Origin of the sequence: Nocardia amikacinitolerans NBRC 108937 (assembly GCF_001612615.1) — a bacterium.
GTDB classification, from domain to species: domain Bacteria; phylum Actinomycetota; class Actinomycetes; order Mycobacteriales; family Mycobacteriaceae; genus Nocardia; species Nocardia amikacinitolerans.
Map to the genome: position 1 here is coordinate 1 of NZ_BDAU01000038.1, position 25,177 is coordinate 25,177.

At 68.7% G+C, this 25,177-nt stretch carries 19 protein-coding genes; 4 read left to right on the forward strand and 15 right to left on the reverse strand.

Features of this window, described 5'->3' with window-relative positions; all coding sequences use genetic code 11:
* Nucleotides 1–47: 47 nt before the first annotated feature.
* Nucleotides 48–2,879, reverse strand: coding sequence for a type I DNA topoisomerase (gene topA / locus NAM01S_RS26375; protein ID WP_372511716.1), 2,832 nt, complete (start codon nt 2,877–2,879; stop codon nt 48–50).
* A 1,044-nt stretch (nt 2,880–3,923) separates the two neighbouring features.
* Complete coding sequence (locus NAM01S_RS26380) at nt 3,924–4,130, reverse strand: cold-shock protein (protein ID WP_011206895.1); 207 nt, start codon at nt 4,128–4,130, stop codon at nt 3,924–3,926.
* Between the two features lie 499 nt (nt 4,131–4,629).
* On the opposite strand from NAM01S_RS26380, the gene sftH reads away from it, so the two are divergent.
* Complete coding sequence (gene sftH, locus NAM01S_RS26385) at nt 4,630–6,981, forward strand: DEAD/DEAH box helicase (RefSeq protein WP_253799193.1); 2,352 nt, start codon at nt 4,630–4,632, stop codon at nt 6,979–6,981.
* 294 nt (nt 6,982–7,275) lie between these two features.
* Here the strand turns inward: sftH and NAM01S_RS26390 are convergent, their stop codons facing one another.
* The 8 genes from NAM01S_RS26390 to ssd all read right to left on the reverse strand — a co-directional run bounded on the left by NAM01S_RS26390 (nt 7,276) and on the right by ssd (nt 13,540).
* Complete coding sequence (locus NAM01S_RS26390; protein ID WP_084483322.1) at nt 7,276–7,647, reverse strand: Rv3654c family TadE-like protein; 372 nt, start codon at nt 7,645–7,647, stop codon at nt 7,276–7,278.
* A 188-nt stretch (nt 7,648–7,835) separates the two neighbouring features.
* On the reverse strand, nt 7,836–8,168 hold the full coding sequence (locus NAM01S_RS26395; RefSeq protein ID WP_067790165.1) for a TadE family type IV pilus minor pilin: 333 nt from the start codon (nt 8,166–8,168) through the stop codon (nt 7,836–7,838).
* 347 nt (nt 8,169–8,515) lie between these two features.
* Nucleotides 8,516–8,761: a hypothetical protein gene (locus tag NAM01S_RS35340; RefSeq protein ID WP_157107915.1), complete on the reverse strand. Its 246-nt coding sequence runs from the start codon at nt 8,759–8,761 to the stop codon at nt 8,516–8,518.
* Nucleotides 8,762–8,938: 177 nt separating this feature from the next.
* Complete coding sequence (locus NAM01S_RS26400) at nt 8,939–9,127, reverse strand: DUF4244 domain-containing protein (protein WP_245910546.1); 189 nt, start codon at nt 9,125–9,127, stop codon at nt 8,939–8,941.
* Nucleotides 9,128–9,589: 462 nt separating this feature from the next.
* Entirely contained in the window at nt 9,590–10,204 is a 615-nt protein-coding gene (locus NAM01S_RS26405; RefSeq protein ID WP_067790313.1) for a type II secretion system F family protein, read from the reverse strand.
* A 96-nt stretch (nt 10,205–10,300) separates the two neighbouring features.
* Nucleotides 10,301–11,089: a type II secretion system F family protein gene (locus NAM01S_RS26410; RefSeq protein ID WP_067790168.1), complete on the reverse strand. Its 789-nt coding sequence runs from the start codon at nt 11,087–11,089 to the stop codon at nt 10,301–10,303.
* A gap of 154 nt (nt 11,090–11,243) precedes the next feature.
* The gene (locus tag NAM01S_RS26415; RefSeq protein ID WP_067790171.1) at nt 11,244–12,431 is read right to left on the reverse strand and encodes a TadA family conjugal transfer-associated ATPase; all 1,188 of its coding nucleotides are present in this window, start codon (nt 12,429–12,431) and stop codon (nt 11,244–11,246) included.
* On the reverse strand, nt 12,428–13,540 hold the full coding sequence (gene ssd, locus NAM01S_RS26420) for a septum site-determining protein Ssd (protein ID WP_067790174.1): 1,113 nt from the start codon (nt 13,538–13,540) through the stop codon (nt 12,428–12,430). The genes NAM01S_RS26415 and ssd overlap by 4 nt, the downstream gene beginning before the upstream one ends.
* Nucleotides 13,541–13,907: 367 nt before the next feature.
* Between ssd and NAM01S_RS26425 the strand changes: the two genes are divergently transcribed.
* Nucleotides 13,908–14,777, forward strand: a complete 870-nt coding sequence (locus tag NAM01S_RS26425; RefSeq protein WP_174554866.1) for an HAD family hydrolase — start codon at nt 13,908–13,910, stop codon at nt 14,775–14,777.
* Nucleotides 14,778–15,389: 612 nt separating this feature from the next.
* Here the strand turns inward: NAM01S_RS26425 and NAM01S_RS26430 are convergent.
* From NAM01S_RS26430 to NAM01S_RS26450, 5 genes are read right to left on the reverse strand one after another with little or no spacing between them, the layout of a single operon-like run.
* Complete coding sequence (locus NAM01S_RS26430; protein WP_067790319.1) at nt 15,390–16,136, reverse strand: Fic family protein; 747 nt, start codon at nt 16,134–16,136, stop codon at nt 15,390–15,392.
* A gap of 28 nt (nt 16,137–16,164) precedes the next feature.
* Nucleotides 16,165–17,838, reverse strand: coding sequence for a dipeptide ABC transporter ATP-binding protein (locus NAM01S_RS26435; RefSeq protein ID WP_067790322.1), 1,674 nt, complete (start codon nt 17,836–17,838; stop codon nt 16,165–16,167).
* An 8-nt stretch (nt 17,839–17,846) separates the two neighbouring features.
* Nucleotides 17,847–18,800, reverse strand: coding sequence for an ABC transporter permease (locus NAM01S_RS26440; protein WP_067790176.1), 954 nt, complete (start codon nt 18,798–18,800; stop codon nt 17,847–17,849).
* Nucleotides 18,793–19,719, reverse strand: coding sequence for an ABC transporter permease (locus tag NAM01S_RS26445; RefSeq protein WP_067790179.1), 927 nt, complete (start codon nt 19,717–19,719; stop codon nt 18,793–18,795). Before NAM01S_RS26445 ends, NAM01S_RS26440 begins: the two co-directional genes overlap by 8 nt.
* A gap of 24 nt (nt 19,720–19,743) precedes the next feature.
* A complete protein-coding gene (locus NAM01S_RS26450; protein WP_253799187.1) occupies nt 19,744–21,351 on the reverse strand; it encodes a peptide ABC transporter substrate-binding protein in 1,608 nt (535 codons plus the stop codon).
* A gap of 298 nt (nt 21,352–21,649) precedes the next feature.
* On the opposite strand from NAM01S_RS26450, the gene NAM01S_RS26455 reads away from it, so the two are divergent.
* Together NAM01S_RS26455 and nhaA are read left to right on the forward strand one after the other, a co-directional pair.
* Nucleotides 21,650–23,677 (forward strand): acetate--CoA ligase, encoded by a 2,028-nt coding sequence (locus NAM01S_RS26455; protein WP_067790182.1) that lies wholly within the window; start codon nt 21,650–21,652, stop codon nt 23,675–23,677.
* A 245-nt stretch (nt 23,678–23,922) separates the two neighbouring features.
* Nucleotides 23,923–25,143: a Na+/H+ antiporter NhaA gene (nhaA, locus tag NAM01S_RS26460; RefSeq protein WP_067790185.1), complete on the forward strand. Its 1,221-nt coding sequence runs from the start codon at nt 23,923–23,925 to the stop codon at nt 25,141–25,143.
* Nucleotides 25,144–25,177: the final 34 nt, after the last annotated feature.

A 25,177-nucleotide genomic window follows, 5' to 3' on the forward strand; every position in this document is an offset into this window, starting at 1 on the left:
CCCCGGTACGTCGTATCGCCCGAGGCTAGCCCAACCGTGGCCGATGCTCAGGACTTCTCGGCGGCCGTCTTCTTGGCCGGGGCCTTCTTCGCGGCGGTCGTCTTCTTGGCGGTGGTCTTCTTCGCCGTGGCCGTCTTCTTGGCCGCGGTCTTCTTCGCGGCGGTCGTCTTCTTCGCCGCGGTCTTCTTGGCCGTCTTCTTCACCGGCCCGCGAGCGCGTCGATCGGCGAGCAGCTCCGAGGCGCGCTCGTCGGTGATGGTCTCGACCTCGTCACCCTTGCGCAGGCTGGCGTTGGTCTCACCGTCGGTGACGTACGGACCGAAGCGGCCGTCCTTGATCACCATCGGCTTGCCGGTCGCGGCGTCGTTGCCGAGCTCACGCAGCGGCGCCGCGCTCGCGGCCTGCCTGCCGCGGCGCTTCGGCTCGGCGTAGATCTTCAGCGCCTCGTCCAGCGAGACGGTGAAGATCTGATCCTCCGACGCCAGCGACCGCGAGTCGGTGCCCTTCTTCAAGTACGGGCCGTAGCGGCCGTTCTGCGCCGTGATCTCCTCGCCGGAGGCCGGATCCGCGCCGACCACCCGCGGCAGCGACAGCAGTTTGAGCGCGTCCTCGAGGGTGATCGTGGCCAAGTCCATGGACTTGAACAGTGAACCGGTGCGCGGCTTGGGCGCGGCCGCCTTCTTCGCGGTCTTCTTGGCGGGCGTCTCCTCGGCGGCGGGCTCGGGCAGGATCTCGGTGACGTACGGACCGAAACGCCCTTCCTTGGCGACGATTTCGTTCCCGGTCTCCGGATCGACGCCGAGACTGCGACCTTCCTGCGGTGTCGCGAACAGCTTCTCGGCGGCCTCGGCCGTCAGCTCGTCGGGCGGCAGATCGTCGGGCAGGTTGGCCCGCTGCGAGATCGGATCACCCTCGGGGTCATCGGGATTGACGACCATGCGCTCCAGGTACGGACCGAAACGGCCGACCCGGACCACCACGTCGCGGCCCTGGTCGTCGGTGAAGAGCTTGATCGAGTTGACCTCGCGGGCGTCGATGTCGTCGAGCTGCTCGCCGACCATCTTCTTCAACCCGCCGGAACGCGCGACCGAACCCTCGACGCCGTGATCGCCGCCGAAGTAGAAGCTGGACAACCAATTTCCGCGCTGCTCGCGGCCGCCCGCGATGGCGTCGAGGTCGTCTTCCATGGCCGCGGTGAAGTCGAAGTCGACCAACCTGCCGAAGTACGCCTCCAACAGACCGACCACCGCGAACGCCACCCACGACGGCACCAGCGCGCTGCCGCGCTTGTACACGTATCCGCGGTCCAGGATCGTCTTGATGATCGAGGAATACGTCGAAGGACGGCCGATGCCGAGTTCTTCGAGCGTCTTGATCAGCGAGGCCTCGGTGTAGCGCGCGGGCGGATTCGTGCTGTGCCCATCGGGATTCAGCTCGACGGCGGTGACGCCCTGACCCTCTTCCAGTGCGGGAAGCCGGGACTCGGCGTCGTCGGACTGACCGCCCGCCTCCTCGTCCACGCTTTCCACGTACGCCTTGAGGAAGCCTGGGAAGGTGATCGTGCGACCCGACGCGGAGAACACGCACTCCTCGCCGGTGCCCGCGACACCGGTGATGCGCAACGTCAGCGTGGTGCCGCGCGCGTCGGCCATCTGCGAAGCGACGGTGCGCTGCCAGATCAGCTCGTACAGGCGGAACTCGTCGTTGTCGAGGCGCGCGTGCAGTTGGCCCGGCGTGGCGAAAGTGTCGCCGGCGGGGCGGATCGCCTCGTGCGCCTCCTGCGCGTTCTTCACCTTGCGGGTGTACTGACGCGGCGTGGGGTGCACGTACTCCGCGCCGTAGAGCTGGGTCGCCTGCGAGCGGGCCGCGGCGATCGCCGACTCCGACAGCGTGGTCGAGTCGGTACGCATGTAGGTGATGTAGCCGTTCTCGTACAGCCGCTGCGCCACCCGCATGGTCCGCTCGGAGGTGAAACGCAGCTTGCGGCCCGCCTCCTGCTGCAGGGTGGACGTCATGAACGGTGCGTACGGCTTGCGGCTGTACGGCTTGGCCTCCGCCGAGGACACCACCAGATCCACGCCGTCGAGCGCCTCCGCCAGCCGCCGCGCGTAACCCTCGTCCAGGACGATCACGCCGTTGGTCGACTTGAGCTGCCCGTCGGACCCGAAATCCCGGCCGGTCGCGACCCGCGCGCCGTCGACGTTCACCAGCCGCGCGCCGAAGGTTCGCGGATTCGAGGCGTCCGCCTCGCCGGTACCTGCGTCCAGCTTGGCCGCGATATCCCAGTACTCCGCGGAACGGAACTGCATCCGCTCCCGCTCGCGCTGGACGATCACGCGGGTCGCCACGGACTGCACCCGGCCCGCCGACAACCGCGGCATGACCTTCTTCCACAGCACCGGGCTGACCTCGTAGCCGTACAGCCGGTCAAGGATACGCCGGGTCTCCTGCGCGTCGACCAGATCCGGATCCAGCTCGCGGGTGTCCGCCGCCGCGGCCTGGATGGCGGGCTCGGTGATCTCGTGGAACACCATCCGGCGCACCGGCACCTTCGGCTTCAGCGTCTCCAGCAGATGCCAGGCGATGGCCTCGCCCTCGCGGTCGGGGTCGGTGGCGAGGTAGAGCTCGTCCGCGTCCTTCAACAGGCTCTTGAGCTCGGTGACCTTGGCCTTCTTATCCGGGCTCACCACATAGATGGGCTCGAAATCGTTGTCCACATCCACGCCGAGGCGCGCCCACGGCTGCCCCTTGTACTTGGCGGGCACGTCCGCCGCTCCGCGCGGCAAATCCCGAATGTGGCCGACCGAGGCCTCGACCGTGTAGTTGCGGCCCAGGTAGGGCGCGATCTTGCGGGCCTTGGTCGGGGACTCGACGATCACGAGACGACGCAGGGGACGGCCCTGGTCGGCTGCACCGCGGTCTCGTGTTGCCACCGGCGAATAACCTTTCCTTCTCGACCCGCGCGACGCGCTGGTGCGCGTTTGTGCGCGGTTTGGGGCAAGCGGCGGCGACGCTGACATCGCTACCAGTCACGTTTATACCTTGACGCTGGTTGTGGTCGAGTGCTTGCGACCCGAACCACTGAGCGTACGTGATCGTTGCCGATCAGTATGCCCTGTTGTTCGGCACGCTGGCGCGCGCGTGTTCGCGTCCCTATATGTCTCGCTTCCGAGCGGTCGAGAGTCGTGCCTGCGTCGCATGCGCTTCGACCGCTCGGAAGCGAGACGGCCGCGATCGGGCTCGTAAGGCTCGCCCCGGGGGTGGTTGGTGGGGGTGGAATGTTGGGGTTGTTGCCGATATATACGGAGTGCGGGGGCGGGTTGGATGTGTTTGGGCGTGCGCCAATCGCTGTGGACGGCAAGGGGCTTCGCCGCTGGGGAGCTTTCGAGCTGGATGATTCGGGATCAGGTCCGCTCGCCGCCGGAGTTGTGTTCGCGACAGAGTGCGCGAAGGTCTGTTCGCGGGCGTCAGGCTCTCGCCGATGCCGTGCGCGTGGACGGCCGCTCGGTTGATGATCGGGGTGCGTGATCGTGGCTCGAATTCGGGCGGACTCCGTGGCTGACCAGGGTCAGCTGATTGCGACGCGTGTTGGTACTGCGGCAGCGTCGTCGCTGGGGTCGGCTGTTTCTCCGGCCGCGGTGGGCTGAGGTACGAGCCCTCGGGGCCATTCAGGTGCCGCACGCTGCGGTTTTGCCGTCTGGAACGACCCCCGCTCAGCTATGCGCGCCCACTCCGGAAACCGATTGGAAGCTCGTGAACCGGCATCGTTCGAGCAACGCGGCCCGCGGAGCCGTCACCGGCCGGCAGCAGCGCATTTAGTTCATATTTTTCACGGACCGCCGTTTCCGACCTACCCCGGATATAGCTCGTCCCCCACCTCCGGCTCACCGGTGGTGGGGGACGTGCTGTGTATTGAGCGTCGCTCAGCTGAGCGCGCGAACTCCGGTGGCCTGGGGGCCCTTGGTGCCCTGGCCAACCTCGAACTCGACCTTCTGGTTCTCCTCGAGGGTGCGGAAGCCCGACCCCTGGATCTCGGAGTAGTGGACGAAGACGTCAGCGGAGCCGTCCTCGGGCGCGATGAAGCCGAACCCCTTCTCCGCGTTGAACCACTTCACAGTTCCCTGTGCCATTCTGTTCCTTCTCTTTTCTTACCGGAACGGCGGACAACTGGGTTCGTCCACCGGGTCCGTTCCGACCGCTGTACTCTTGGTTCCCCCTGCAGGAAAGCACCAAGCACACCGTTCGCAACATCGATCCTGCTGACGGTTTGGACTTTGGATCCGTCCCTCGAACACAGAAGCTTGCGACCAGGAACCAGTGAACCATGTCTTCGAGCAATTCAACAGTCGAGTTACCGACAATTTGCAAAAAAGTTGATCTTGCGAATGTGCAGGTGAGGGACACAATGCTCGAATCCGTACTTCAGGTTCGTTTGCCCCTGGATAACCGGGACAGCATCTGGCAAACCAGATGTGATCCAGGTCGCTATTTGGTATCGAAATGGCTGGTGGAGCTTCCCACTCGCACACGTTTCACACTTTCCTCGCGTGTCGGAGTCGCGGGATCGTGAATCCGACCCACCAGGCGGCCCGAACCGAGCCCGGGAGCGCCGTCAGCTACGGGCGATCGTTGCTGAATCGTGTCCAAAGTGGCGGACTCGACGGCGACCCACGCCTGACCCATGTCGTAGAGCTTCCGGCGCGGGTCGCGGGCGTCACGGAGTGGCCGGAATGGGCCGCTCGCGACGTCGTCGAAGCCCTGCGCGCCTGCGGAATCGACGCGCCATGGACGCATCAGACCAAGACCGCGGAACTGGCCGCCGCTGGACGGCACGTCGTGGTGAGCACGGGCACCGCGTCCGGTAAATCGCTCGGCTATCAATTGCCGGTGCTCACGGCGCTCTTGGCGGACCCGAAGGCCACCGCCCTATACATCTCGCCGACCAAGGCGCTCGGCGCCGACCAGCTGCGCGCGGTCGGCACGCTTACCCACGAGGGTCCGCTGCGGGATGTGCATCCGGCGACCTACGACGGCGACACTCCCGCCGAGATCCGGCAGTGGGTCAGGGCGAACGCGCGGTGGATCTTCACCAATCCGGACATGCTGCACGTCGGAATGCTGCGCTCACACCAACGCTGGGCCCGGGTCTTCCGCAGGCTGCGCTACGTGGTCGTCGACGAATGCCATGCCTATCGGGGCGTCTTCGGCTCGCACGTCGCGCTGGTCCTGCGCAGGCTGCGGCGGATCGCGGCCCGCTACGGCGCCGATCCGGTATTCATCTTGTGCTCGGCGACCACCGCCGAGCCAGCGGCCGCGGCGTCCCGCCTGATCGGCGCGCCCTGCGTCGCCGTGACCGAGGACGGCTCGCCGCAGGGCCCGCGCACCGTCGCGCTGTGGGAGCCGCCCCTGCTCACGACCCTGACCGGCGAGAACGGTGCGCCGGTTCGCCGCTCGGCGACGTCGGAGGCGGCACGGATCATGGCCGACCTGGTGGTCGAGGGCGCGCGGACGCTGACCTTCGTCCGGTCCAGGCGAGGCGCCGAACTCACCGCGATGGAAGCCCGGCGGCTGCTCACGGAGGTGGATCCGACCCTCGCCGAGCGGGTCGCCGCCTACCGCGCCGGATACCTCGCCGAAGATCGCCGCGACCTGGAGACCGCACTCTCCGACGGTTCCCTGCTCGGCGCGGCCAGCACCAACGCACTGGAACTCGGCGTGGACATCGCGGGCCTGGACGCGGTGGTGATCTCGGGTTTTCCCGGCACCGTCGCCTCCTTCTGGCAGCAGGCGGGCCGCGCGGGTCGGCGCACCCATGGTTCGCTCGTCGTGCTCGTGGCCAGGGACGATCCGCTGGACACGTACCTCGTCCACCATCCAGAGGCGCTGCTGGACAAGCCGGTCGAGGCCACTATCACCGATCCGCGCAATCCCTATGTATTGGGCCCGCAGCTGCTGTGCGCGGCGCTCGAGTTGCCGCTCACCGATGCCGAAGTCGATGAACTCGGTGCCGCCGAAGTGCTCGCCGACTTGGCCGCCGAAGGCCTCATCCGGCGCCGCGTCGCAGGTCAAGACGGTGCCGGCCGCTGGTACGTCACCGCGGACGCGCACCCGCACGACAACGTCGACGTGCGCGGCGGCATCGGCGCGCCGGTCGCCATCGTGGACGGCGAGACCGGCAGGCTGCTCGGCACCGCCGATGCCGGACGCGCCCCGGCGACGCTGCACCAAGGCGCCGTCCACCTGCACCAAGGCGAAACCTATGTGGTGGACGAGCTCGACCTGGAGGGCGGCGTGGCGTTCGTGCACGCGGCCGAACCCGGGTGGACGACCAGCGCGCGGCAGGTCACCAACATCGCGGTCGACGCGTTCACCGAGCAGCACAGACACGGGGCGGTGACCAGCGCGTTGGCGCAGGTCACCGTGACCAGCCAGGTGATCGGCTATCTGCGCACGCTGCCCACCGGCGAGGTCCTCGACCTGGTCGAACTGGACCTGCCGCCGCAGACCCTCCCAACCCGAGCCGTGCTCTACACCGTCACACCCGCGCTCCTGACCACCGCCGGCATCGACCCGCGGCAGGTGCCTGGCGCGCTGCACGCCGCCGAGCACGCCGCCATCGGCCTGCTGCCCCTCGTCGCGACCTGCGACCGATGGGACATCGGCGGAGTCTCGACCGCGGAGCACCCGGACACCGGCCTGCCCACCGTGTTCGTCTACGACGGCCAGCCCGGCGGGGCGGGCTTCGCCGAGCGCGGGTTCGCCCAGCTGCACCGCTGGCTCTCGGCGACGCTGTCGGCCATCGAGTCTTGCGCGTGCGCGGAGGGCTGCCCGTCGTGCGTGCAGTCACCCAAGTGCGGCAACGGCAACCACCCGCTCGACAAGGGGGCCGCCGCCCGCCTGTTGACCGCCGTCCTCGCCGAGCTGAACGACCGACCCGGAGGTTCCGTTCGCCCAGGTCACGGTGCCGATTTCAGTTCGTGACAGCCGCGTCCTCCGAGCGTGACCGGACCGCCATCCTGGCGGCGGTCACCGGGCGTCGGCTGCCTCCATCAGCCTCTTCCTCCCCACCAGACGCAGTGGTGTCGGCGGGCTGAATAAAAAGGATTAGATTCATGTTAACTGAGGTATTGCCGTGGGCTTCGGCGCTCGACGTGCGGATTCAGAGCCGGAATATTCCGCACTCGCGCGGGAAATAGATATCGCATCGTAATTGTTCGATTAATCCTATCGCCCATTCGAGGCGAACAAACACTGGCGAGTGTTAGTACGTACCGGTCACTCTTCTTCTTCGACCGGACCCGCCCGCGCGATCGCGTGCACTGTCCGCGCACCGAACAGACCCATTGGTACATTTCGCGCCACTGTCACCGTCGCATCCCATCCGTCGACCCGACACTCACTAATCCGCGCACCCATCCGCCGCGCCACCTTCTCCCCCGCCGCGCACCCCGCCTCGACCCCTCCGTCCAAAGCCCCGGCCGCCGCGAGCGCCGCCAGATCCGCCCCCGCCTGCGCCCGATGCCGCGCCACCACCACCGCCCCTACCTGCCCGATCGACAATGCCGCCGCAATCAACCCCACCAACGCCACGCATGCGAACACCGTCGCCCCACCCCACTCCCCTTGCCCACACCCCGGTCGCCCCACTCCCCACTTCCATCGCCCACAGCCCAACCGCTGCGGGTGGCCCTCGCACCCGCGTTCCGGCCATCCGGCCCGGTGACTCCCTCGCCCACGTCCCGGCCGGGCGGCCCGTGGTTCCCATCGCCTGCGGGCTCGCCATTCCTCCCTGCCGACACTGCCGCGCCGTTGCATCGGCGATCCGGATCTACGGTTCACCGCGTCACCTCCGGTTCCAGGGCCGCCACGGCCTCTGCGTGTAGCTCGAGGGGAAGGAGGGGTGTTCGCGCGGAGACGACCGCTACGACGTGAGCGCCTTCCGTGCGGAGCGAGATGGTGGCGTTCGGCGGGGCGACCTGCCTGGCGGTGGTGACGGCGTTGGGTTCGTCGCCGCGCGCCGCCAAGCGTGCTGCTTCACGGGCGGCGTCGACGCAGCGGACCTGCGTCGACGCCGCTAGCAGTGCTCCGAGACAGGCCATCACCGCGACCATGAGGGACCCGAGCGCGATCGCCGCCTCCACCGTGACGGCACCGCGATCGTCTGCCATCCGCACCGATCCATGACGTGGCGCGGCGCCCGCCGGGACAGTGGAGCGACACGCAGCGCCCGCCGACACAGTGGGGCACCGCAGAGGGCGCACTGCCACGGTGAAGGGCAGCGCGGCACTGGCCGCGACGGTGGAACGCCTCGCGACACCCGCCCTCACGGTGAAGCACTGCACAGCAGCCGCCGCGGTCAAGTGCCGCACTGCACCCACCACCACAGCCGATGGCCACACAACACCCGTCACGGCTAAGCACCGGGCAACAGTCACCCCGGCGTAGCGCCGGACGGCACCCACCACCACAACCGAACGCCACGCAACACCCGCCACGGCCAAGCACCGGGCAACAGTCACCCCGGCGAAGCGCCGGACGGCACCCACCACCACAACCGAACGCCACGCAACACCCGCCACCGTGAAGCACCGCGCAGCAGCCGCCCCGGACAAGCACCGCGCCGCACCCACCACAGCCGGACACCGCGCAACACCCACCACAGCCGGACACCGCGCAACACCCGCCCCGGCCAAGCGCCGTGCAACACCCGCCCCGGCCAAGCGGCGTGCAGCAGTCGCCCTGGCGAAGTGTTGCGCTGCACCAAGCACCGTTGAACTCGGCACAACACCCGCCAACACGGTGAACCGCCACCCAGCAGCCACCAGGGTCGAGCGCCACACTGCACCAACTACAGCCGGACCGAGCACGACACACGCCAACACAGTGAAGCGCCGCGCAGCAGCCGCCAGCACAGCGCAAAGCCGCGCGGAGCCCGTCGCTACACCGTGGTGTTCAGGGCGCGGTCGATGATCCGTGTCAGCGCGTCGACGATCGAATCGCCGGTCACTACCCCGTAGAGCACCGCGCCGAAAGCTGCCGCGGCGATCGTGCCGATGGCGTATTCGGCTGTGCTCATGCCGTCTTCGGCGGCGGCTGCTCGGATCGTGCGGAGTTGGAGTCGCGCGATCGCCTCGCGTGCGCGAGTCCACAGCTGGCGGGGGTGAAACCTCGAAACAGTCGTACTCGCTTCGGCTCTCGGTGGCACCGCCTCGTGCCGCACGGCGACCGCGGCGTTCGCAGGCGCCGTGCGTCGACTCGTCGGGTCCGCGCGATGTGCCGCTTTCTTGCGCGACTTCACACGGATCCTGGCCAAGCGAATGCCCGTTGTTCGAGCGACCCGCCGGATCGAGCTTGCTGGTGGGCTCGCCGTGTCCGTCGTGGAACCGCGCAGTGCGCGGACCGCTTCGGCCGTCGAATCCCGTACGGCCGCGTGGGCGCGAGCCCACCGCGCGGCAAGCAGTGGGCCGCCGACTCGTCGCGGCGCGCGATCCGTCGGTTTGTCGATTCGCACCGATCTCCCCTTTCCCTTCGGCCCGCGCGGTCCCTCCGCGCGGGTAAGACTGCTGCCGATCGGCGAGGCGGTGCTCATTCATAGGAGACCGCCATCCAAGACCCGCCCCGCCAGACCGATCACCACGGGCACGATGCCCAGGCAAAGGAACGCGGGCAGGAAGCACAGGCCGAGCGGGCCGCCGATCAGTACGCCTGCGCGTTCCGCTCGGGCCGCCGCCGCATCCTCGACCGCGCCGCGGTGCTGGTCGGCGAGTTCTCCGACGGCCACCGCCAGCGACGCGCCCGAGCGCGCCGAACGTCGTGCCATCCGGGCCAGCGAGTCGATCTCGGCGGCGCCCGGCCGTCCCTCCGCTTCCCGCGCCGCTCGCTCCCACGCCGCGTTCGGCTCCGATCCGAGCGCCAGCAGGTCCGCGGCTGTGCACAGTGCGGCGGCGACCGTCCGCGGCGCTCCGGCGGCCACCGCTCGCGCCGCGCCCGCCATCGGAAGTCCCGCGCGCAGGCACGCGGCCAGCAGGTCGAATACCGAGGCGACATCGAGCGGATCGCCCACGCCGGGCTTCTTCGGTTTCGCGCTCGTCGCCCGCCCCACTGGCTCCAAGACCCGCAGTCGCCGACTGACGCCGACACGCCCCGGCCACAACGCGAAGGCTCCCGCCAATGCCAACGTCGCCATACCGGTCTCGACCGCCATGCCGAACCCCTTCCCGCCGAACCAGATTCGCAACTATCCGCTCACCACTTCGAGGCCGACGAAGCCTCGATCGCGCCGCTGATCCGGCGCGCCTGGTCACACCAGCACCTTTCGCGTGATCGCATCGCTCCACAGCAGTCCTGCGCAGGCGAAGCCCACGCCCAGAGGGAGCAGCAGACTTCCCGCAGGGGAGGCGAAGAGGACCCGTAGCGGGTCGGCTCCCATGAGCTGCCCCAAGGCCAGTCCCAGCAGCGGGAGCGTGGAGAGGACCGTGGCCGTGGCGCGAGCACCCGCGAGAGCGGCGGTGGCGCGAGCACGAAAACGGATGCGGCCCCGCAGGTCTGCCCGGGCGGCCGTCAACAGTTCGGCCAGCGCCAAGCCGTGGTCTTCGGCGATCCGCCACGCGTCGGCGAGGCGAGCGAGTTCGGTTCCGATGACGGCGTCCGGGTCGCGCAGGCCGTCGGCGGCGGACCCGCCCAGCTTGCTGCGGGCGGCGCTGACCGCGAAAGCGCGGGCCGCCGCTCCGCGCGATTCCCGAGCGGCGACGTCCGCGGCCGCGCTCGGGTGCGCGCCGACTCGCAGCTCGCCGATGACCGCCTCGAGCGCGTCGAGAAGGTGGGCGCACTCCGCGGCACGGTGCCGGTCGCCGCGAGCCCGGCGCCTACGCAGCCCCACGGTGCCCGCCAGCAGCGCGGTGGCGAGGAAGGTCCCGGCATCCAACAGCACCGTGGAAACCACGCCCACAACCACGGAGAAGCGAACAACGTTGCTGTAGTCCGGCTTTCGCGCCCCATCTATCGAGAACAGTCCGCGCAGCCGCCGTCTCGCACCCGCGCCGGGCAAGAGCAGCACCGCGAGCGCAAGGCACAACATCGCCGCTGTCATCGCCGAACCCGCCCCTCGGGCAATCCCGCCGTCGCGAACCCAGTCCGCGCAGCTGCCGCGCCCGATATCGCCGCCATCGCCCGGACCCGCCGGGCCAGAAGGTCCGCCCTCGCGAGACCGGCCAGCACAACCGCCACACAACTGGTCGCCGCCCTCATCGTCCAACCCGTTCCGCCAGAAGACCTTCCAGCTCTCCTGCCCCCGGCACCGCCCCACCATCCGACCGCCAAGCGGCGGCGATCCGCACGTTCCCGTTCTCCGCACGGTCGAGCACCCCGATCTCCCGGAGTCCACGCGAACCGTCCGCACGGCGCTCCACATGCAGCACCACCTGGATCGCGGCGGCGAGTTGGCTGTGCAGGGCGGCGCGGTCCATGCCGCCGAGTGCCGCGAGGGCTTCCAGCCGGGCGGGCACTTCGCGCGGGGAGTTCGCGTGGACGGTGCCCGCGCCGCCGTCGTGGCCGGTGTTCAACGCGGTCAGCAGGTCGACCACTTCGGCTCCGCGCACCTCGCCGACGACGATTCGGTCCGGTCGCATGCGCAGCGCTTGCCGCACCAGGTCGCGGACCGTGACCACGCCGACGCCCTCGACGTTCGCCGTGCGCGCGACGAGGCGCACCACGTGTGGGTGCGGCGGCGCGAGCTCGGCCGCGTCTTCGACGCACACGATCCGTTCGCGGGCGTCGACCTTGGCGAGCAGTCCGGACAACAGTGTCGTCTTTCCCGCGCCCGTGCCGCCGACCACCAGGAACGCGAGCCGGGCTCGGATGATTCGCTCCAGCAGCGTTTTCGCCTCCGGCGGCACGGCGCCGGCACTGGCGAGCGCGTCCAAACCCTGGGTGGCGGGCCGCAATACCCGCAGCGAGAGGCAGGTGCCGCCGTGCGCGATCGGCGCGAGCACGGCGTGCAGCCGGACGCCGAACGAATCACCAAGCGCCGCTTCGCTTCCGGCCAACCGGCCGTCCACCCACGGCTGCGCGTCGTCGAGTCTGCGGCCCGCCGCGAGCGCCAACCGCTGGGCCAACCTGCGTATCGCGGCCTCGTCCTGGAAGGTGACCGAGGTCTTCTCCAGACCGTGCCCCCGGTCGATCCAGACCGCGTCGGGCGCTGTCACCAGCACGTCCGCCACCCGTGGGTCGTGCAGCAGCGGTTCCAGCACGCCCGCACCGGTCATCTCGGTCTGCAACAGCCGCAACGCCCGTAGCAGGTCGGTATCACCGAGCACGCCGCCCGCTTCGGCGCGAATGGCCGCCGCCACGGCCGCCGGTTCCGGCGCGCTCGGCGTGCCCGCCAGCCGTTCCCGCACGCGATCCAGCAGCTCGGCCGTCACGAGCGCGCTCATCGTCCGCTCCGCACCGTCGGCGCACCGAGCACGGCGAGCACCGCGTCGGCCGCGTCCGTGAGCGGTCCGCGCCGCGGGGTGGGGAGCCCACCGCGTTCCAATCGACCCGCGAGGCCCCCTTGGGCGCGCACGGCCGCGAGCAGCGGTAGATCGAGCACCTCGGCCACTTCGGCTCCGCGCAGACCGCCCGGCGCCGGACCTCGGACCACCAAGCCCTGGTTGGGATTTCGCCGACCGATGAACGCCGCGACGGACTCCGCCGCCGCCACCGCCCGCAGTGTCGCCTGCACGACCAACACCACCAGATCCGCGCGGTCGAGCATCTGCTCGGCGTGCGCGCCGCGTTCGCCGGAAATGTCGCAAATCACGAGATCGCCTGCGGCACGGCCTGCTTCGATCACCGCGCGCACCGCGCCGGCGCCGATACGGCCCGGCAATCTACCGGCACCGCCGCGGCCGCAGGACAGCACGCCGAGCCCCGGCGCTGCCCTCGGCAGTGCGCTGTGCAGTGCCGCTGCCGCGACCCTGCCGTCCTCGACGACCAGGTCCGGCCAGCGTGGTCCCGTAGCCTTCTCTATGCCCAACAGCAGGTCGAGACCGCCGCCGAAGGGCGCCCCGTCGACGAGCAGCACGTCGCGCCGGAACCCTTCGGCGGCGGCGCGCAGGGCTGTCGCCGCGGCGAGAACGGAGGCACCCGCGCCACCGGATCCGCTCGCGAAAGCCACGGCGATGCCGTCGGAAGCACGCCGCTCGCCGTGCTCAGCAAACTTCTCGACAAGCCCCTCGGCGGACGCGGGCAGTGCGATGACGCGCTCGGCTCCGACCGCCGCCGCGGCCTGCCAATCGGACAGTTCGGGCTCCCCGTCGGTCACCAGAACGACGCCCGCCCGCCGGGCACAACCGGCCGCCGCGCACGAGCGCGCCCCCGCTGTGTCGAGGATCACCAGGGGCGTTCCGGACCAGACATGCCTGCCCACCGGCGGCTCGCGCTCGTCGAGCTGGCGTTCCGCGGCCGCCGCCACCCGGCGGACCTCGTCGCGCAGCCGGACATCCCGGATGAGCACGAGCGCGGGCGATGAGCGGGCGGTCTGCGCGGCGTCGGTATCCATGCAGGTCAGCGTGGTGTAATCGACGGCTCGCCAGAAGACCCGAGATGCCGAATGTGGATAACTCCGCCGCTGTGGACAACCGCCGAGCCGGCGAAAAGGGTGAACCGTCCCCGAAATAGAGGACGGCCCCAGCCGGGGGGGGAGGAGGCTGGGGCCGTCGGGTTCAGCCCCGGGGGGTCGGGCTGAACGCGCCTGGACCATGTCCAGGTGCCAGCAATACTACACCCAATCCCTGGCCGTCACGCAAGTCTGTCGGCGAAGAACTTTGCCGTCGCCGCCGCTCCGGCGTCTCCCGGGCAAACTCGTGGCCGCCGCCGCAGACCCGACCCGGCCACCGCCATTTGCATCGCGTGCATATTCTGGACGGGTGACGGCCGAGGGCGACCAGACAACCGTTCCCGACCACCGGGCGGACGCCGCGACGACGGCGAACAGCACTCCGGGCAGACGCGGGCGCGTCGCCGCGTTCTTCGATCTGGACAAGACGGTGATCGCCAAATCGAGCACCTTCGTGTTCAGCAAGCCGTTCTTCGCCCAGGGTCTGCTCAACCGCAGAGCGGTGCTGGAGAGCAGCTACGCGCACTTCCTGTTCCTGCTGTCCGGCGCCGACCACGACCAAATGGAGCGCATGCGTGAACATCTGACGAAGATGTGCGCCGGCTGGGACGTCGAACAGGTGAAATCCATTGTCGCCGAGACACTTCACGAGCTGGTCGACCCGCTGATCTACGCCGAGGCCGCCGATCTCATCGCCGACCACAAGATTCGGGGCCACGACGTGGTGATCGTCTCGGCCTCCGGCGAGGAGATGGTCGGGCCCATCGCGGAGGTGCTCGGCGCCTCGCACACCGCGGCAACCAGGATGGTCGTCGCGGACGGCAAGTACACCGGCGAGGTCGAGTTCTACTGCTACGGCGAGGGCAAGGTCGAGGCCATCGAAAAGCTCGCCGCCACAGAGGGTTACGACCTCTCGCGCTGCTACGCCTATTCCGATTCGGTGACCGATCTGCCGATGCTGAGCGCCGTCGGCCACCCGACGGCGGTGAATCCGGATCGCACGCTACGCCGCGAGGCGGTCACGCGCGGCTGGCCGATCCTCACCTTCTCCAACCCGGTCTCGCTGTGGGCGCGATTCCAGTCGCCCTCGTCCACCACCCTTGCCGCGACTGCGGCCGTCGGACTCAGCGCGGTGCTGGCCGGAGCCATCAGTTACCGCCTGCTGCGCCGCCGCCGGTGACGGCCGACGGCGCGGTGCTGATCATTGACTGGTGGGCCGGAACGGCCGCCGCCGCGCTGTTCAACGGGGCAACCGACAACTTGCCGGAGGGGTCGGCCGACCCGATAACGGGGGCGGCCGCGACCAGGCATTTAACCACGAAACGCCGACAGACACGCCGATAATTCAGTGCTTTCTCAACCCTTGAGTGAGCCCACTCACAGTGGTAGAAAGGAGGCACGGAAGGACGGAAGGCCAAGGCGGAGCCGGAAGAGAAGGTTCAGTCTCCCATCCCACCCTTCCCAGCACGGACACCAGGCACCCACGCGGAGCACGCCGCGACAAGGGCAGAAGCGTTGTGGGCCTGCGAGATTCGGATTGTCGACGGCGAAGGCCTCGCACAGGTTGCGGGGATGAACCGGCGGAGTTCGAATAGTCGCCGAGGCCGCAGAACACAACCCACCTAGCACGCTTGGTAACCCGGTAGTCCGTGCTAGCGGGCGGTGAGGTCGTCAACGACAACGCCGCCCGCTTTGATGTGCGGGGTCCATGCCGAACCTCGCGCGAGCGCACGCGCTATCGAACCCGCGCACGCGGCATTCGACCAACGCAGGCGGCACCGAAGCCGAGCCGCTACCCCGCCGCCGCGTCCGCGATCGACGTCGCCTCCCGTGCGCCGTCCTCCAGCGCACCGCAGCAGAAAATCACCCATCCGCCGACCGCGTCCGGCCGACCGGTCCCGAATTCCGCCGCGGCGGCGTCGTACGCCTGCTTGCGCCGCAACCAGAACACCTCCGGCACCCCCAGGCTGTGCGGGTCGAGCCCCCTTGCCACCGACACCAACCGCGAGGCCGCGCGCGCCACGATCCCGTCGGCCGTGCCGAACGGCCGCAGCGCGAGCAGCTCGCCGTGCACCACCGCCGCGACGACGGGCGCGGGCGCCTTCGTGGTCAACACCGTCTGCGCGAGCAGGTCGAGCCGCTCGGCGACGCCCGGATCCGTGCGCGGCCGCCCGAGCAGCTCCTCGTCGGAGACCAGATCGGCGGCGGCGAGCAGGTGCAGCCGGGCGAGGGCCTGGAGCGGCGCGCGCTGCCAGGTGCTCGTGAGGTTGCGCAGGGCGTCGCCGTCGAGCGCCTGGCCGACGCGCAGCGAGCCGGCCAGGATCGGATCCTCGACCCGCCCGTCCGCGGGCAGGTCGGTGCTGCCGCCGTCGATGGCCGCCGAAGACCGGGCCGCGCGCACCGCCGCCTCGGCCGCTGTGGTCGGCCAGCCGCGGCGGTTCGACTTGTGCCGGTGCACCGCGGCGAGGGCATCGCGGGCGCGGTCGGCGGCGTCGCGCACGCCGGACAGGTCGACGAGGGGCTGCAGCGGGTCGGTCACGAAAGACGAGGCTACTTGCGCGCCCACCTCACCCCGCGAGCAGATCCCGCCCGGGGATCGCGTCGAGCAGCCTGCGCGTGTAGTCCTCGCGCGGATGGTCGAAGACCTCCTCGGCGCTCGCCGCCTCGACCACCCTGCCCTGCTGCATGACCAGCACGTTGTCGGCGATCTGGCGCACAACGGCCAAGTCGTGCGAGATGAACAGGTACGACAGACCCAGCTCGGCCTGCAGGTCGTTGAGCAGATTCAGGATCTGCGCCTGCACGAGCACGTCCAGCGCGGACACGGCCTCGTCGCAGACCACCACTTCGGGCGACAACGCAAGCGCCCGCGCGATCGCGACCCGCTGACGCTGACCGCCGGACAGCTCGTTCGGATAGCGCCGCTGCACCGATGCGGGCAGCGAAACCTTGTCGAGCAGGTCACGCACCGTCGCGGCGCGCTCTTTCGAGGTGCCGATCTTGTGCGTGCGCAGCGGCTCCTCGATCGTGCGGAAGATCGAGTACATCGGGTCCAGCGAGCCGTACGGGTCCTGGAAGATGGCCTGCACGCGCCGACGAAAAGCGAAGGCGCTCTTGCGATCCAGCTTCGCGACGTCGCGTCCGTCGAAGGTCACCGCGCCGGAGGTCGGCGCGAGCAGGCCGAGCACCATCTGCGCGACGGTCGACTTGCCCGAACCGGATTCGCCGACGATGGCCGTGGTTGTGCCGCGGCGCAGCCGGAAGGACACCTCGTCGACAGCGCGGAACTCCGACGACTTCCACGGCGCCCCACCGCGAATCGGGAACACCTTCGTGAGGCGCTCGGCGACAACCACATCGGCCGACTCGACCGCGGCGCCCTGTTCGGCCACCTCCACCGCATGCTCCCGGATCTCGATCCGCTTGCGCACCGCCGAGAGCCGCTGCGAGGCGAGCGAGGGCGCGGAGTTCACGAGCTTCTTGGTGTAGGTGTGCTGCGGATCGCGCAGGATGCGCAGCGCGGGGCCGGATTCCACCACCCGCCCGCGATACATCACCACCAGGTGCTCGGCTCGCTCGGCGGCCAGTCCGAGGTCGTGCGTGATGAGCAGGACGGCGGTGCCCAGTTCGCTGGTCAGCGAATCGAGATGGTCGAGAATCTGGTGCTGGACGGTGACGTCGAGCGCCGAGGTCGGTTCGTCGGCGATCAACAGCTTGGGGCGGCACGACAACCCGATCGCGATCAGCGCCCGCTGCCGCATGCCGCCGGAGAATTCGTGCGGGTACTGGTTCACCCGGCGTGCGGCATCGGACATACCGGCTTCCTCGAGCAGTTCGACGGCTCGCTTCGCCGCCGCCGACCCTTTGGCGATCCCGTTGGCCGCCAACGTCTCCCGCACCTGAAAGCCGACCTTCCACACCGGATTCAGATTGGACATCGGGTCCTGCGGCACCAGCCCGATGCCGCGACCGCGCACCGCGACGATCTCCTTCTTCGACGCCTTGGTGAGGTCCTTGCCGTCGAAGACGATCGACCCCGACGTGACCCGCCCGGTGCCGGGCAGCAGGTCGATGACGGCGTGCGCGGTCGTGGTCTTCCCGGAGCCCGACTCCCCGACGATCGCCACGGTCTGCCCCGGATACACCGCGAGGCTCACGTCCTGCACGGCGGGCACCTGCCTGCCCTCGGCGCTGAAACAGACGTTCAGGTCGCGGATTTCGAGCAGCGGACGGTCCGGCATCGCGGCGCTCACCTCTTCCTCGCCTTCGGGTCGAGCGCGTCGCGCACCGCGTCGCCGAGCATGATGAAGCTCAGCACCGTGATGGCCAGCGCGGCGGCGGGGTAGAACAAGATCGGCGAGGTCCGCAGGTCGTTCTTGGCCCTGGCGATGTCGCCGCCCCAGGACACGATGTCGGGCGGCAGACCGACACCGAGATACGACAGCGTCGCCTCGGCGACGATGAAGACTCCCAACCAGATGGTGGAGACCACGATGAGCGGCCCCGCCGCGTTGGGCAGCACGTGCCGCACCAGCGTTCCCGTCCGCGAGACACCCAACGCCTTTGCCGCCGTGACATATTCGCTGTTCTTGGCCTCGATGACCGCGCCGCGCGCGATGCGTGCCGCCTGCGGCCAGGTGAACGAGGCGAGCACCAGGACGACGTTCCACATGGTCGCGGGCCGCAGCATCTGGAGCAGGACGATCGCGGCGAGCACCATCGGGATGGCGTAGAAGATCTCCGCGATGCGCGAGACGATCTCGTCGAGCACTCCGCCGAAGAACCCGGCAAGCGCGCCGAGCGTGCCGCCGATCAGCACGAACAACGCCGCCGCCCCGATCCCGACCAGCACCGAGGCGCGCGCGCCGTAGAGGGTGCGGGTGTAGACGTCGCAGCCCTGCCGGTCGAAACCGAACGGGTGCCCTGGGCGCGGGGGCGCCATGATGTCGTCGCCGAGGCACCGGCGCGGATCCTGATCGGTGAACAGGCCCGGCCACAGCACGACGACCGTCACCGCCACGATCAACAGAACCGCGACGAGGAAGATCGGATTGCGCCGCAGCTGCCGCCAGGCGTCGCCCCAGATGCTCGTCGGCTCGCCCGACGTGTCGACGCGGTCGGTGGCCAGCACCTCGACCTCGTCCGGCGGCGCGACGTAGTACTCCTGACCGGGCCTGCTCACGTCTTTCTCCAGCTCAGGCATAGCGGATCCTCGGGTCGAGTGCGGCGTAGAGCAGATCCACGATCAAATTGGCGATCAGGAAGATCACCACCAGTACGGTCACGAACGAGACGACCGTCGGCGGCTCCACCCGCTGGATCGCCTGGTACAGCGTGCCGCCGACGCCGGGGATGTTGAAGATGCCCTCGGTGACGATGGCACCACCGATCAGCGCGCCGAGGTCGGCGCCGAGGAAGGTGACCACCGGAATCATGGAATTGCGCAGAATGTGCACGGTCACCACGCGCCGCCTGCTCAACCCTTTGGCGGTCGCGGTGCGCACGTAGTCGGCGGACATGTTCTCCGCCACCGAGTTTCGCGTCAGCCGCAGCACATAGGCGAACGAGAGCGAACCGAGCACGAACGCGGGCAACAGCAGTTCCGCGAAACTCGCCTTCCCGCTGACGGTCGTCGGCGCGATACCCCACTTCACCCCGAACAGGAATTGCGCGAGATAACCGATGACGAACACCGGCACCGCGATGATGACCAGACTCGCCACCAGCATCGTCGAATCGAACAGCTTGCCCTTGCGCAACCCCGCGATCAGACCGAACACGATGCCGAAAACGCCCTCGATGAACACCGCCATGAAGGCGAGCCGGATCGTGATCGGAAAGGCGCGCGCCAACTCGTCGCGGACCGGACGGCCCGAGTAGGCGGTGCCGAAATCGAAGGTCAGAATGCCTTTCAGATAGAGCAGGTACTGCATGAAGAACGGCTCGTCGAGGTGATACCTGGCCCGCAGCTGAGCCTCGACGGCCGGGGTGAGCGGCTTCTCACCGGCCAGCGCCTTGATCGGGTCGCCGGGGATGAGGAAGACCATCGCGTAGATGAGCAGCGTCGCGCCGAGGAACACCGGGATCATCTGGAGCAGGCGCCGCAGGACATACCAAGCCATATTTCCCTCCGGCCTCCGCGGCGGCTACTTCTCGATGTTCTCGAAGTCGAACAGGCCGTTCCAAGCCAGCCGCGCGTTGCTGACTCGATCCGAATGACCTGCCGCCGCAACGTAATTCAGCACCGGTATATCGGCCATGTCGCGGATGAGCAGCGCCTGCGCCTGAGCGATGAGACGGTAGGACTCCTCCTGGGTGGGCGCGGCCAGCGCGGCGTCGAGCAGGCGGTCGAATTCGGGGTTGGCGTAGTTGACGTTGTTGGTCTCGGAGTAGCTGTAGTACTGCGAGGTGAGGAATTGCAGCATCGTCGGGTAGTCGCCCTGCCAGCCGTAACGGAACGACTTGCCGATGGTCTCGGCGTTCACCTCGTCGCGGATGTTCTTGAAGGTCGGATAGGGCACCGCGATCGCGTCGATGCCGAGGGTGTTCTTGACGCTGTTGGCCACCGCCTCGACCCAGGCCTGATGCCCGCCGTCGGAGTTGTAGGCGATCTCGTAGCGGCCCGACCACGGCGCGATGGCGTCGGCCTGCGCCCACAGCCGCTTGGCCTCCTCGGGGTTGTACTTCAGCACCTCGGAACCGGGCAGGTTGCCGTCGAAGCCGGGCAGCGTGCTCGCGGTGAAATCGCGGGCCGGAATGCGGGTGCCGTGGAAGATCTTCTCGCAGATCTGTTCCCGGTTGATCGCCATCGAGATCGCGCGCCTGCGCAGCAGGCCCTCCTCGCCGGCGAAATGCGGGACGTTGGACTGCACGCCGATGTGCTGGTTCTGCGCGACCGGCTTGGAGATCGCGCGATCACCGAGTTCCTGCTTGTACACCGAGAGCGCGCTGGACGGAATGGTGTCGAGCGCGTCGAGGTTGCCGGATTGCAGATCGGCGTACGCGGTGTCGAAGGACTGGTACATCACGAACCGCAGGCCCTTGTTCTTGGCCGGACGTCCGCCCTGGTAGTCCGGGTTGGGCACCAGATCGATCTTGACGTTGTGTTCCCACGCGCCGGCGTCGGCGAACTTGTACGGGCCGTTGCCGATCGGGTTCTGCCCGAACGCCTGCATATCCTTGAACGCCGCCTCCGGCAGCGGATAGAACGGGGCGTAGCCGAGCTCGCTCTCGAAATCGATGGAGGGGGCCTTCAACTCGATGGTGAAGGTGCGGTCGTCGACCACCTTCAGACCCGACATCGTCTGCGCGGTGGGCTTTTCCGCGGACACCTCGTCGAAACCGACTATCGGCGAGAAGACATAGCTCTGCAGCTGCGCGTTGGTGCCGACCGCGCCGTAGTTCCACGCGTCGACGAAGGACTTGGCCGTCACGGGCGTGCCGTCGGTGAACTTCCAGTTCGGTTTCAGGGTGATTCGGTAGCTCTTGCGATCGGTGGTCTCGATCGATTCGGCCATCTCGTTGTGCGCCTTGCCGTCGGCGTCGTAATACTTCAACCCCGCGAAGAGCCGGTCGACCACTCGACCGCCCATGTTCTCGTTGGTATTGGTCGGCACCAGCGGGTTCTGCGGTTCGGCGCCGTTGACGGTGACGATGTCGGCATCGGCTCCGTCATCGGTGGAACATGCGGACAGCCCTAGGCTCGTGGCCAGCAAGACCGCCGCGGCGAGCGCGGTAACTCTGTGGAATCGCAACGCGTACTCCCGATTTCGAGAAGGTCGAAGGCGGCTGTGCGGCCTGCGCCCCGTAATCCTCTCCAGCGCGTGCCCACACGTCCCGCCTCGGAATGTCAGCGACGTTAGCCATCGGCGGGTGAGCTTGTCATCGGATCGCCCTATGTTCGTTTCACTTGTTACCAACGCGGCAACATCGGCGAAACACCGAAACTATGCCACCGAAGGCACCCAGCCCGGTGCGTACTCCTCGGCGCGGCGTAGGTCACAGTTGGCTAGGGTCGAGGGTGGGCAGAGCCGACGCGAAAGAAGAGACGTGATGACCGAAACCACCGCCGACCACCGGGACTCGTATCCGCCCAGCGCGGAGTTCGCCGCCGCGGCGAACGCCGACGCCTCGCTGTACCGGGCGGCCGCCGACGATCGCGACGCGTTCTGGGCCGAACAGGCCGAGCGACTGCACTGGCATCGGAAATGGAACCGGGTGCTGGACTGGAGCGACGCGCCGGTGGCCAAGTGGTTCGTCGATGGACAGCTCAACGTCGCCTACAACTGCGTGGACCGCCACGTTCTCGACGGACACGGCGATCAGGTCGCCATCCACTGGGAAGGCGAACCGGGCGACTCCCGCGACATCACCTACCGGCAGTTGCTCGACGAGGTGTCCCAGGCCGCCAACTACCTGACCGAGCTCGGGCTCGAGGCGGGCGACCGGGTCGCCATCTACATGCCCATGGTCCCCGAGGCCATCGTGTCCATCCTGGCCTGCGCCCGGCTCGGGCTGACCCACTCGGTGGTGTTCGCGGGCTTCTCCCCCACCGCCCTGCGCCAGCGCGTCGACGACGCGCGCGCCCGGCTGGTCATCACCACCGACGGGCAGTGGCGCCGCGGCAAGTCCGCGCCGCTCAAGGAGGCGGTGGACGAGGCGCTTTTCGCGCACGGCGATGTGCCCCGCCCGAACGGTCAGGGCCCGGAGGAGGAAGCCCGCGTAACCACGGAGGGCCCCCGCTCGGGCGAAAATGGACACAGCGTCGAGCACGTGCTTGTCGTGCGGCGGACGGGCATCGAGGTGCCGTGGACCGAAGGTCGCGATCTGTGGTGGCACGAGACCGTGGCCCAGGCCTCGACCGAGCACGAGGCGCAGCCCTTCGACGCCGAGCACCCGCTGTTCATCCTCTACACCTCGGGCACCACCGGAAAACCCAAGGGCATCCTGCACACCTCCGGCGGCTACCTCACCCAAGCCTCCTACACCCACCACTACGTCTTCGACCACAAACCCGGACAAGACGTCTACTGGTGCACCGCCGACATCGGCTGGGTCACCGGCCACAGCTACATCGTCTACGGACCGCTGTCCAACCGGGTCACCCAGGTCGTCTACGAAGGCACCCCCAACTTCCCCGACGAACACCGCCACTGGCAGATCGTCGAAAAGTACGGCGTCACCATCTATTACACCGCCCCGACCCTGGTACGCACCTTCATGAAATGGGGCCGCGAGATCCCGGCCGCGCACGACCTGTCCAGCATCCGGCTGCTCGGCTCGGTCGGCGAGCCGATCAACCCCGAGGCGTGGCGCTGGTACCGCGACGTCGTCGGCGCGAACACCGCGCCCATCGTCGACACCTGGTGGCAGACCGAGACCGGCGCGATCATGATCTCGCCGCTGCCCGGCGTCACCGCCGCCAAACCCGGCGCCGCGATGACCCCGCTGCCCGGCATCTCCGCCCAGGTCGTCGACGAAGAGGGCAAGCCGGTGCAGCGCGGGGAGACCGAGGCCAACGGGTACCTGGTGCTCGATCAGCCGTGGCCGTCCATGCTGCGCGGCATCTGGGGCGACATGGAGCGCTACAAGGCCACCTACTGGGAGCGCTACGCCGAACAGGGCTGGTACTTCGCCGGTGACGGCGCCAAGCTCGACGCCGACGGCGACCTGTGGGTACTCGGCCGGGTCGATGACGTCATGAACGTCTCCGGCCACCGCATCTCCACCGCCGAAGTCGAATCCGCCCTCGTCGGACACTCCGGCGTCGCCGAAGCCGCCGTCGTCGGCGCCACCGACCCCACCACCGGCCAAGGCATCGTCGCCTTCGTCATCCTCACCGCCGAAGCCAAGAACACAGGCCAAGCACTCATCGACGAACTCAAAACCGAAGTCGCCCGCGAAATCAGCCCCATCGCCAAACCACGCGAAATCCACGTCGTCCCCGAACTCCCCAAAACCCGCAGCGGCAAAATCATGCGCCGCCTGCTACGCGACGTCGCCGAAGGCCGCGAACTCGGCGACACCTCCACCCTCGTCGACCCGAACGTCTTCGAGGCGATCCGCGCCAGCCGCGCCTGAGCTTCCGCGCAGACGGTTCGCACGCTTCGCAGCGGGTGCATCCCCTGCGAAGCGTGCGGCGGCTGGGCGAAGTGCGCACCGGGAGGGCGCAGGGTACGGCCGGTGGGTGATCTTGTCACGGGGGGTAGCCGTTAGAATTGCGTCAGGTGTGCCGGGAAGTCTGGTCGGCGTGCGGGCAGGTGGTGTGAGCCGGAGCGGCTCGGTCGCGGGTCCGTGGTTTTGCACGCCCGGCCGAGAGGTATTCCGTGATCAATCAGGTGCGCTCCGAACTAGCTCGTTACCTCCGAACCGAAACAGTCGGTGGCGCCCTGCTTCTCGTCGCGGCGGCTGTCGCGTTGCTCTGGGCCAACTCCCCGTGGGCCGACAGCTACGTCACCATGACCGAGACGGTGCTGCCGATCGAGCCGCTGCACCTGGAGCTGACACTTGCCGATTGGGCGAAGGACGGTCTGCTCGCCGTCTTCTTCTTCGTCGCTGGGCTCGAGCTCAAACGCGAGCTCGTGGTCGGTGAGCTGGCCGACCGCAAACGCGCCGCACTGCCCATCATCGCCGCGATCGGCGGCGTGGTCACCCCCGCGCTGATCGCGGCGACAGTCGGATTCGGTGTCGAGGGCATGGACCGCGCCTGGGCCATCCCGGTCGCCACCGACATCGCCTTCGCGCTGGCCGTGCTCGCCATGACCGGTTCGCGGATTCCGGCGGGCGCGCGGGTTTTCCTGCTCAGCCTTGCCGTGGTGGACGATCTGCTGGCCATCATCCTGATCGCGGTGCTGTTCACCACCACACTCGCACTGCTATGGCTGCTCGCCGCCGCCGCGTGCTTCGCGGCATGGGCGCTGGCCCAGCACCGACGGATCACCTCGCCGGTGGTGTACGTGCCGCTGGCGCTGGTCTCCTGGTACGCGCTGCACGAGGCCGGTATCCATCCGACACTCGCGGGTGTCGCGCTCGGCCTGCTGACCAGGGTGCGCACGGATCCCGACGAAGAGGAGGCGCCGGCGACCCGGTGGGAGCATCGGTTCCAGCCGATCTCGGCCGGGCTGTGCGTGCCGCTGTTCGCGTTGTTCGCTTCCGGAGTCCCGTTGAACAGCAAGGTCTTCGGCGAGCTGTTCACCGACCGGCTCGCGCTGGCCATCATTCTCGGTCTGCTGCTCGGCAAGACCATCGGCATCTTCGGGATCAGCTGGATGGCAATACGGTTCGGCATCGCGAAGAAGCCGGCCAACCTCGAATACCGCGACATGTTCGCGCTGTCGGTGCTCGGCGCGATCGGGTTCACGGTTAGCCTTCTCGTGGCGGAGCTCGCGCTGTCCGACGTCGGCGACGGATCGGCCGTCGATTTGGCGAAAGCCGCGGTGCTGGTGACCTCCATGGCGGCATCGCTCGCCGGTTCGGCGCTACTGTTGCGGCGTGGGCGTGTCCACCAGGCGCGGCGCGCGGCTCGTGCGCTAGAACCGGAAGAGTGAAAGCGGCGCGAGCGAGCCGCAGCGGGAACACCAC

Bases quoted from the DNA above. Each gene is read 5' to 3' on its own strand.
- NAM01S_RS26445 (WP_067790179.1), bottom strand. From the start codon at position 19,719: ATGGCTTGGTATGTCCTGCGGCGCCTGCTCCAGATGATCCCGGTGTTC.
- NAM01S_RS26405 (WP_067790313.1), bottom strand. From the start codon at position 10,204: ATGGCGGTCGAGACCGGTATGGCGACGTTGGCATTGGCGGGAGCCTTC.
- NAM01S_RS26435 (WP_067790322.1), bottom strand. From the start codon at position 17,838: ATGCCGGACCGTCCGCTGCTCGAAATCCGCGACCTGAACGTCTGTTTC.
- NAM01S_RS26455 (WP_067790182.1), top strand. From the start codon at position 21,650: ATGACCGAAACCACCGCCGACCACCGGGACTCGTATCCGCCCAGCGCG.
- NAM01S_RS26415 (WP_067790171.1), bottom strand. From the start codon at position 12,431: ATGAGCGCGCTCGTGACGGCCGAGCTGCTGGATCGCGTGCGGGAACGG.
- NAM01S_RS26440 (WP_067790176.1), bottom strand. From the start codon at position 18,800: ATGCCTGAGCTGGAGAAAGACGTGAGCAGGCCCGGTCAGGAGTACTAC.
- NAM01S_RS26395 (WP_067790165.1), bottom strand. From the start codon at position 8,168: ATGGCAGACGATCGCGGTGCCGTCACGGTGGAGGCGGCGATCGCGCTC.
- ssd (WP_067790174.1), bottom strand. From the start codon at position 13,540: ATGGATACCGACGCCGCGCAGACCGCCCGCTCATCGCCCGCGCTCGTG.
- NAM01S_RS26380 (WP_011206895.1), bottom strand. From the start codon at position 4,130: ATGGCACAGGGAACTGTGAAGTGGTTCAACGCGGAGAAGGGGTTCGGC.
- NAM01S_RS26410 (WP_067790168.1), bottom strand. From the start codon at position 11,089: ATGACAGCGGCGATGTTGTGCCTTGCGCTCGCGGTGCTGCTCTTGCCC.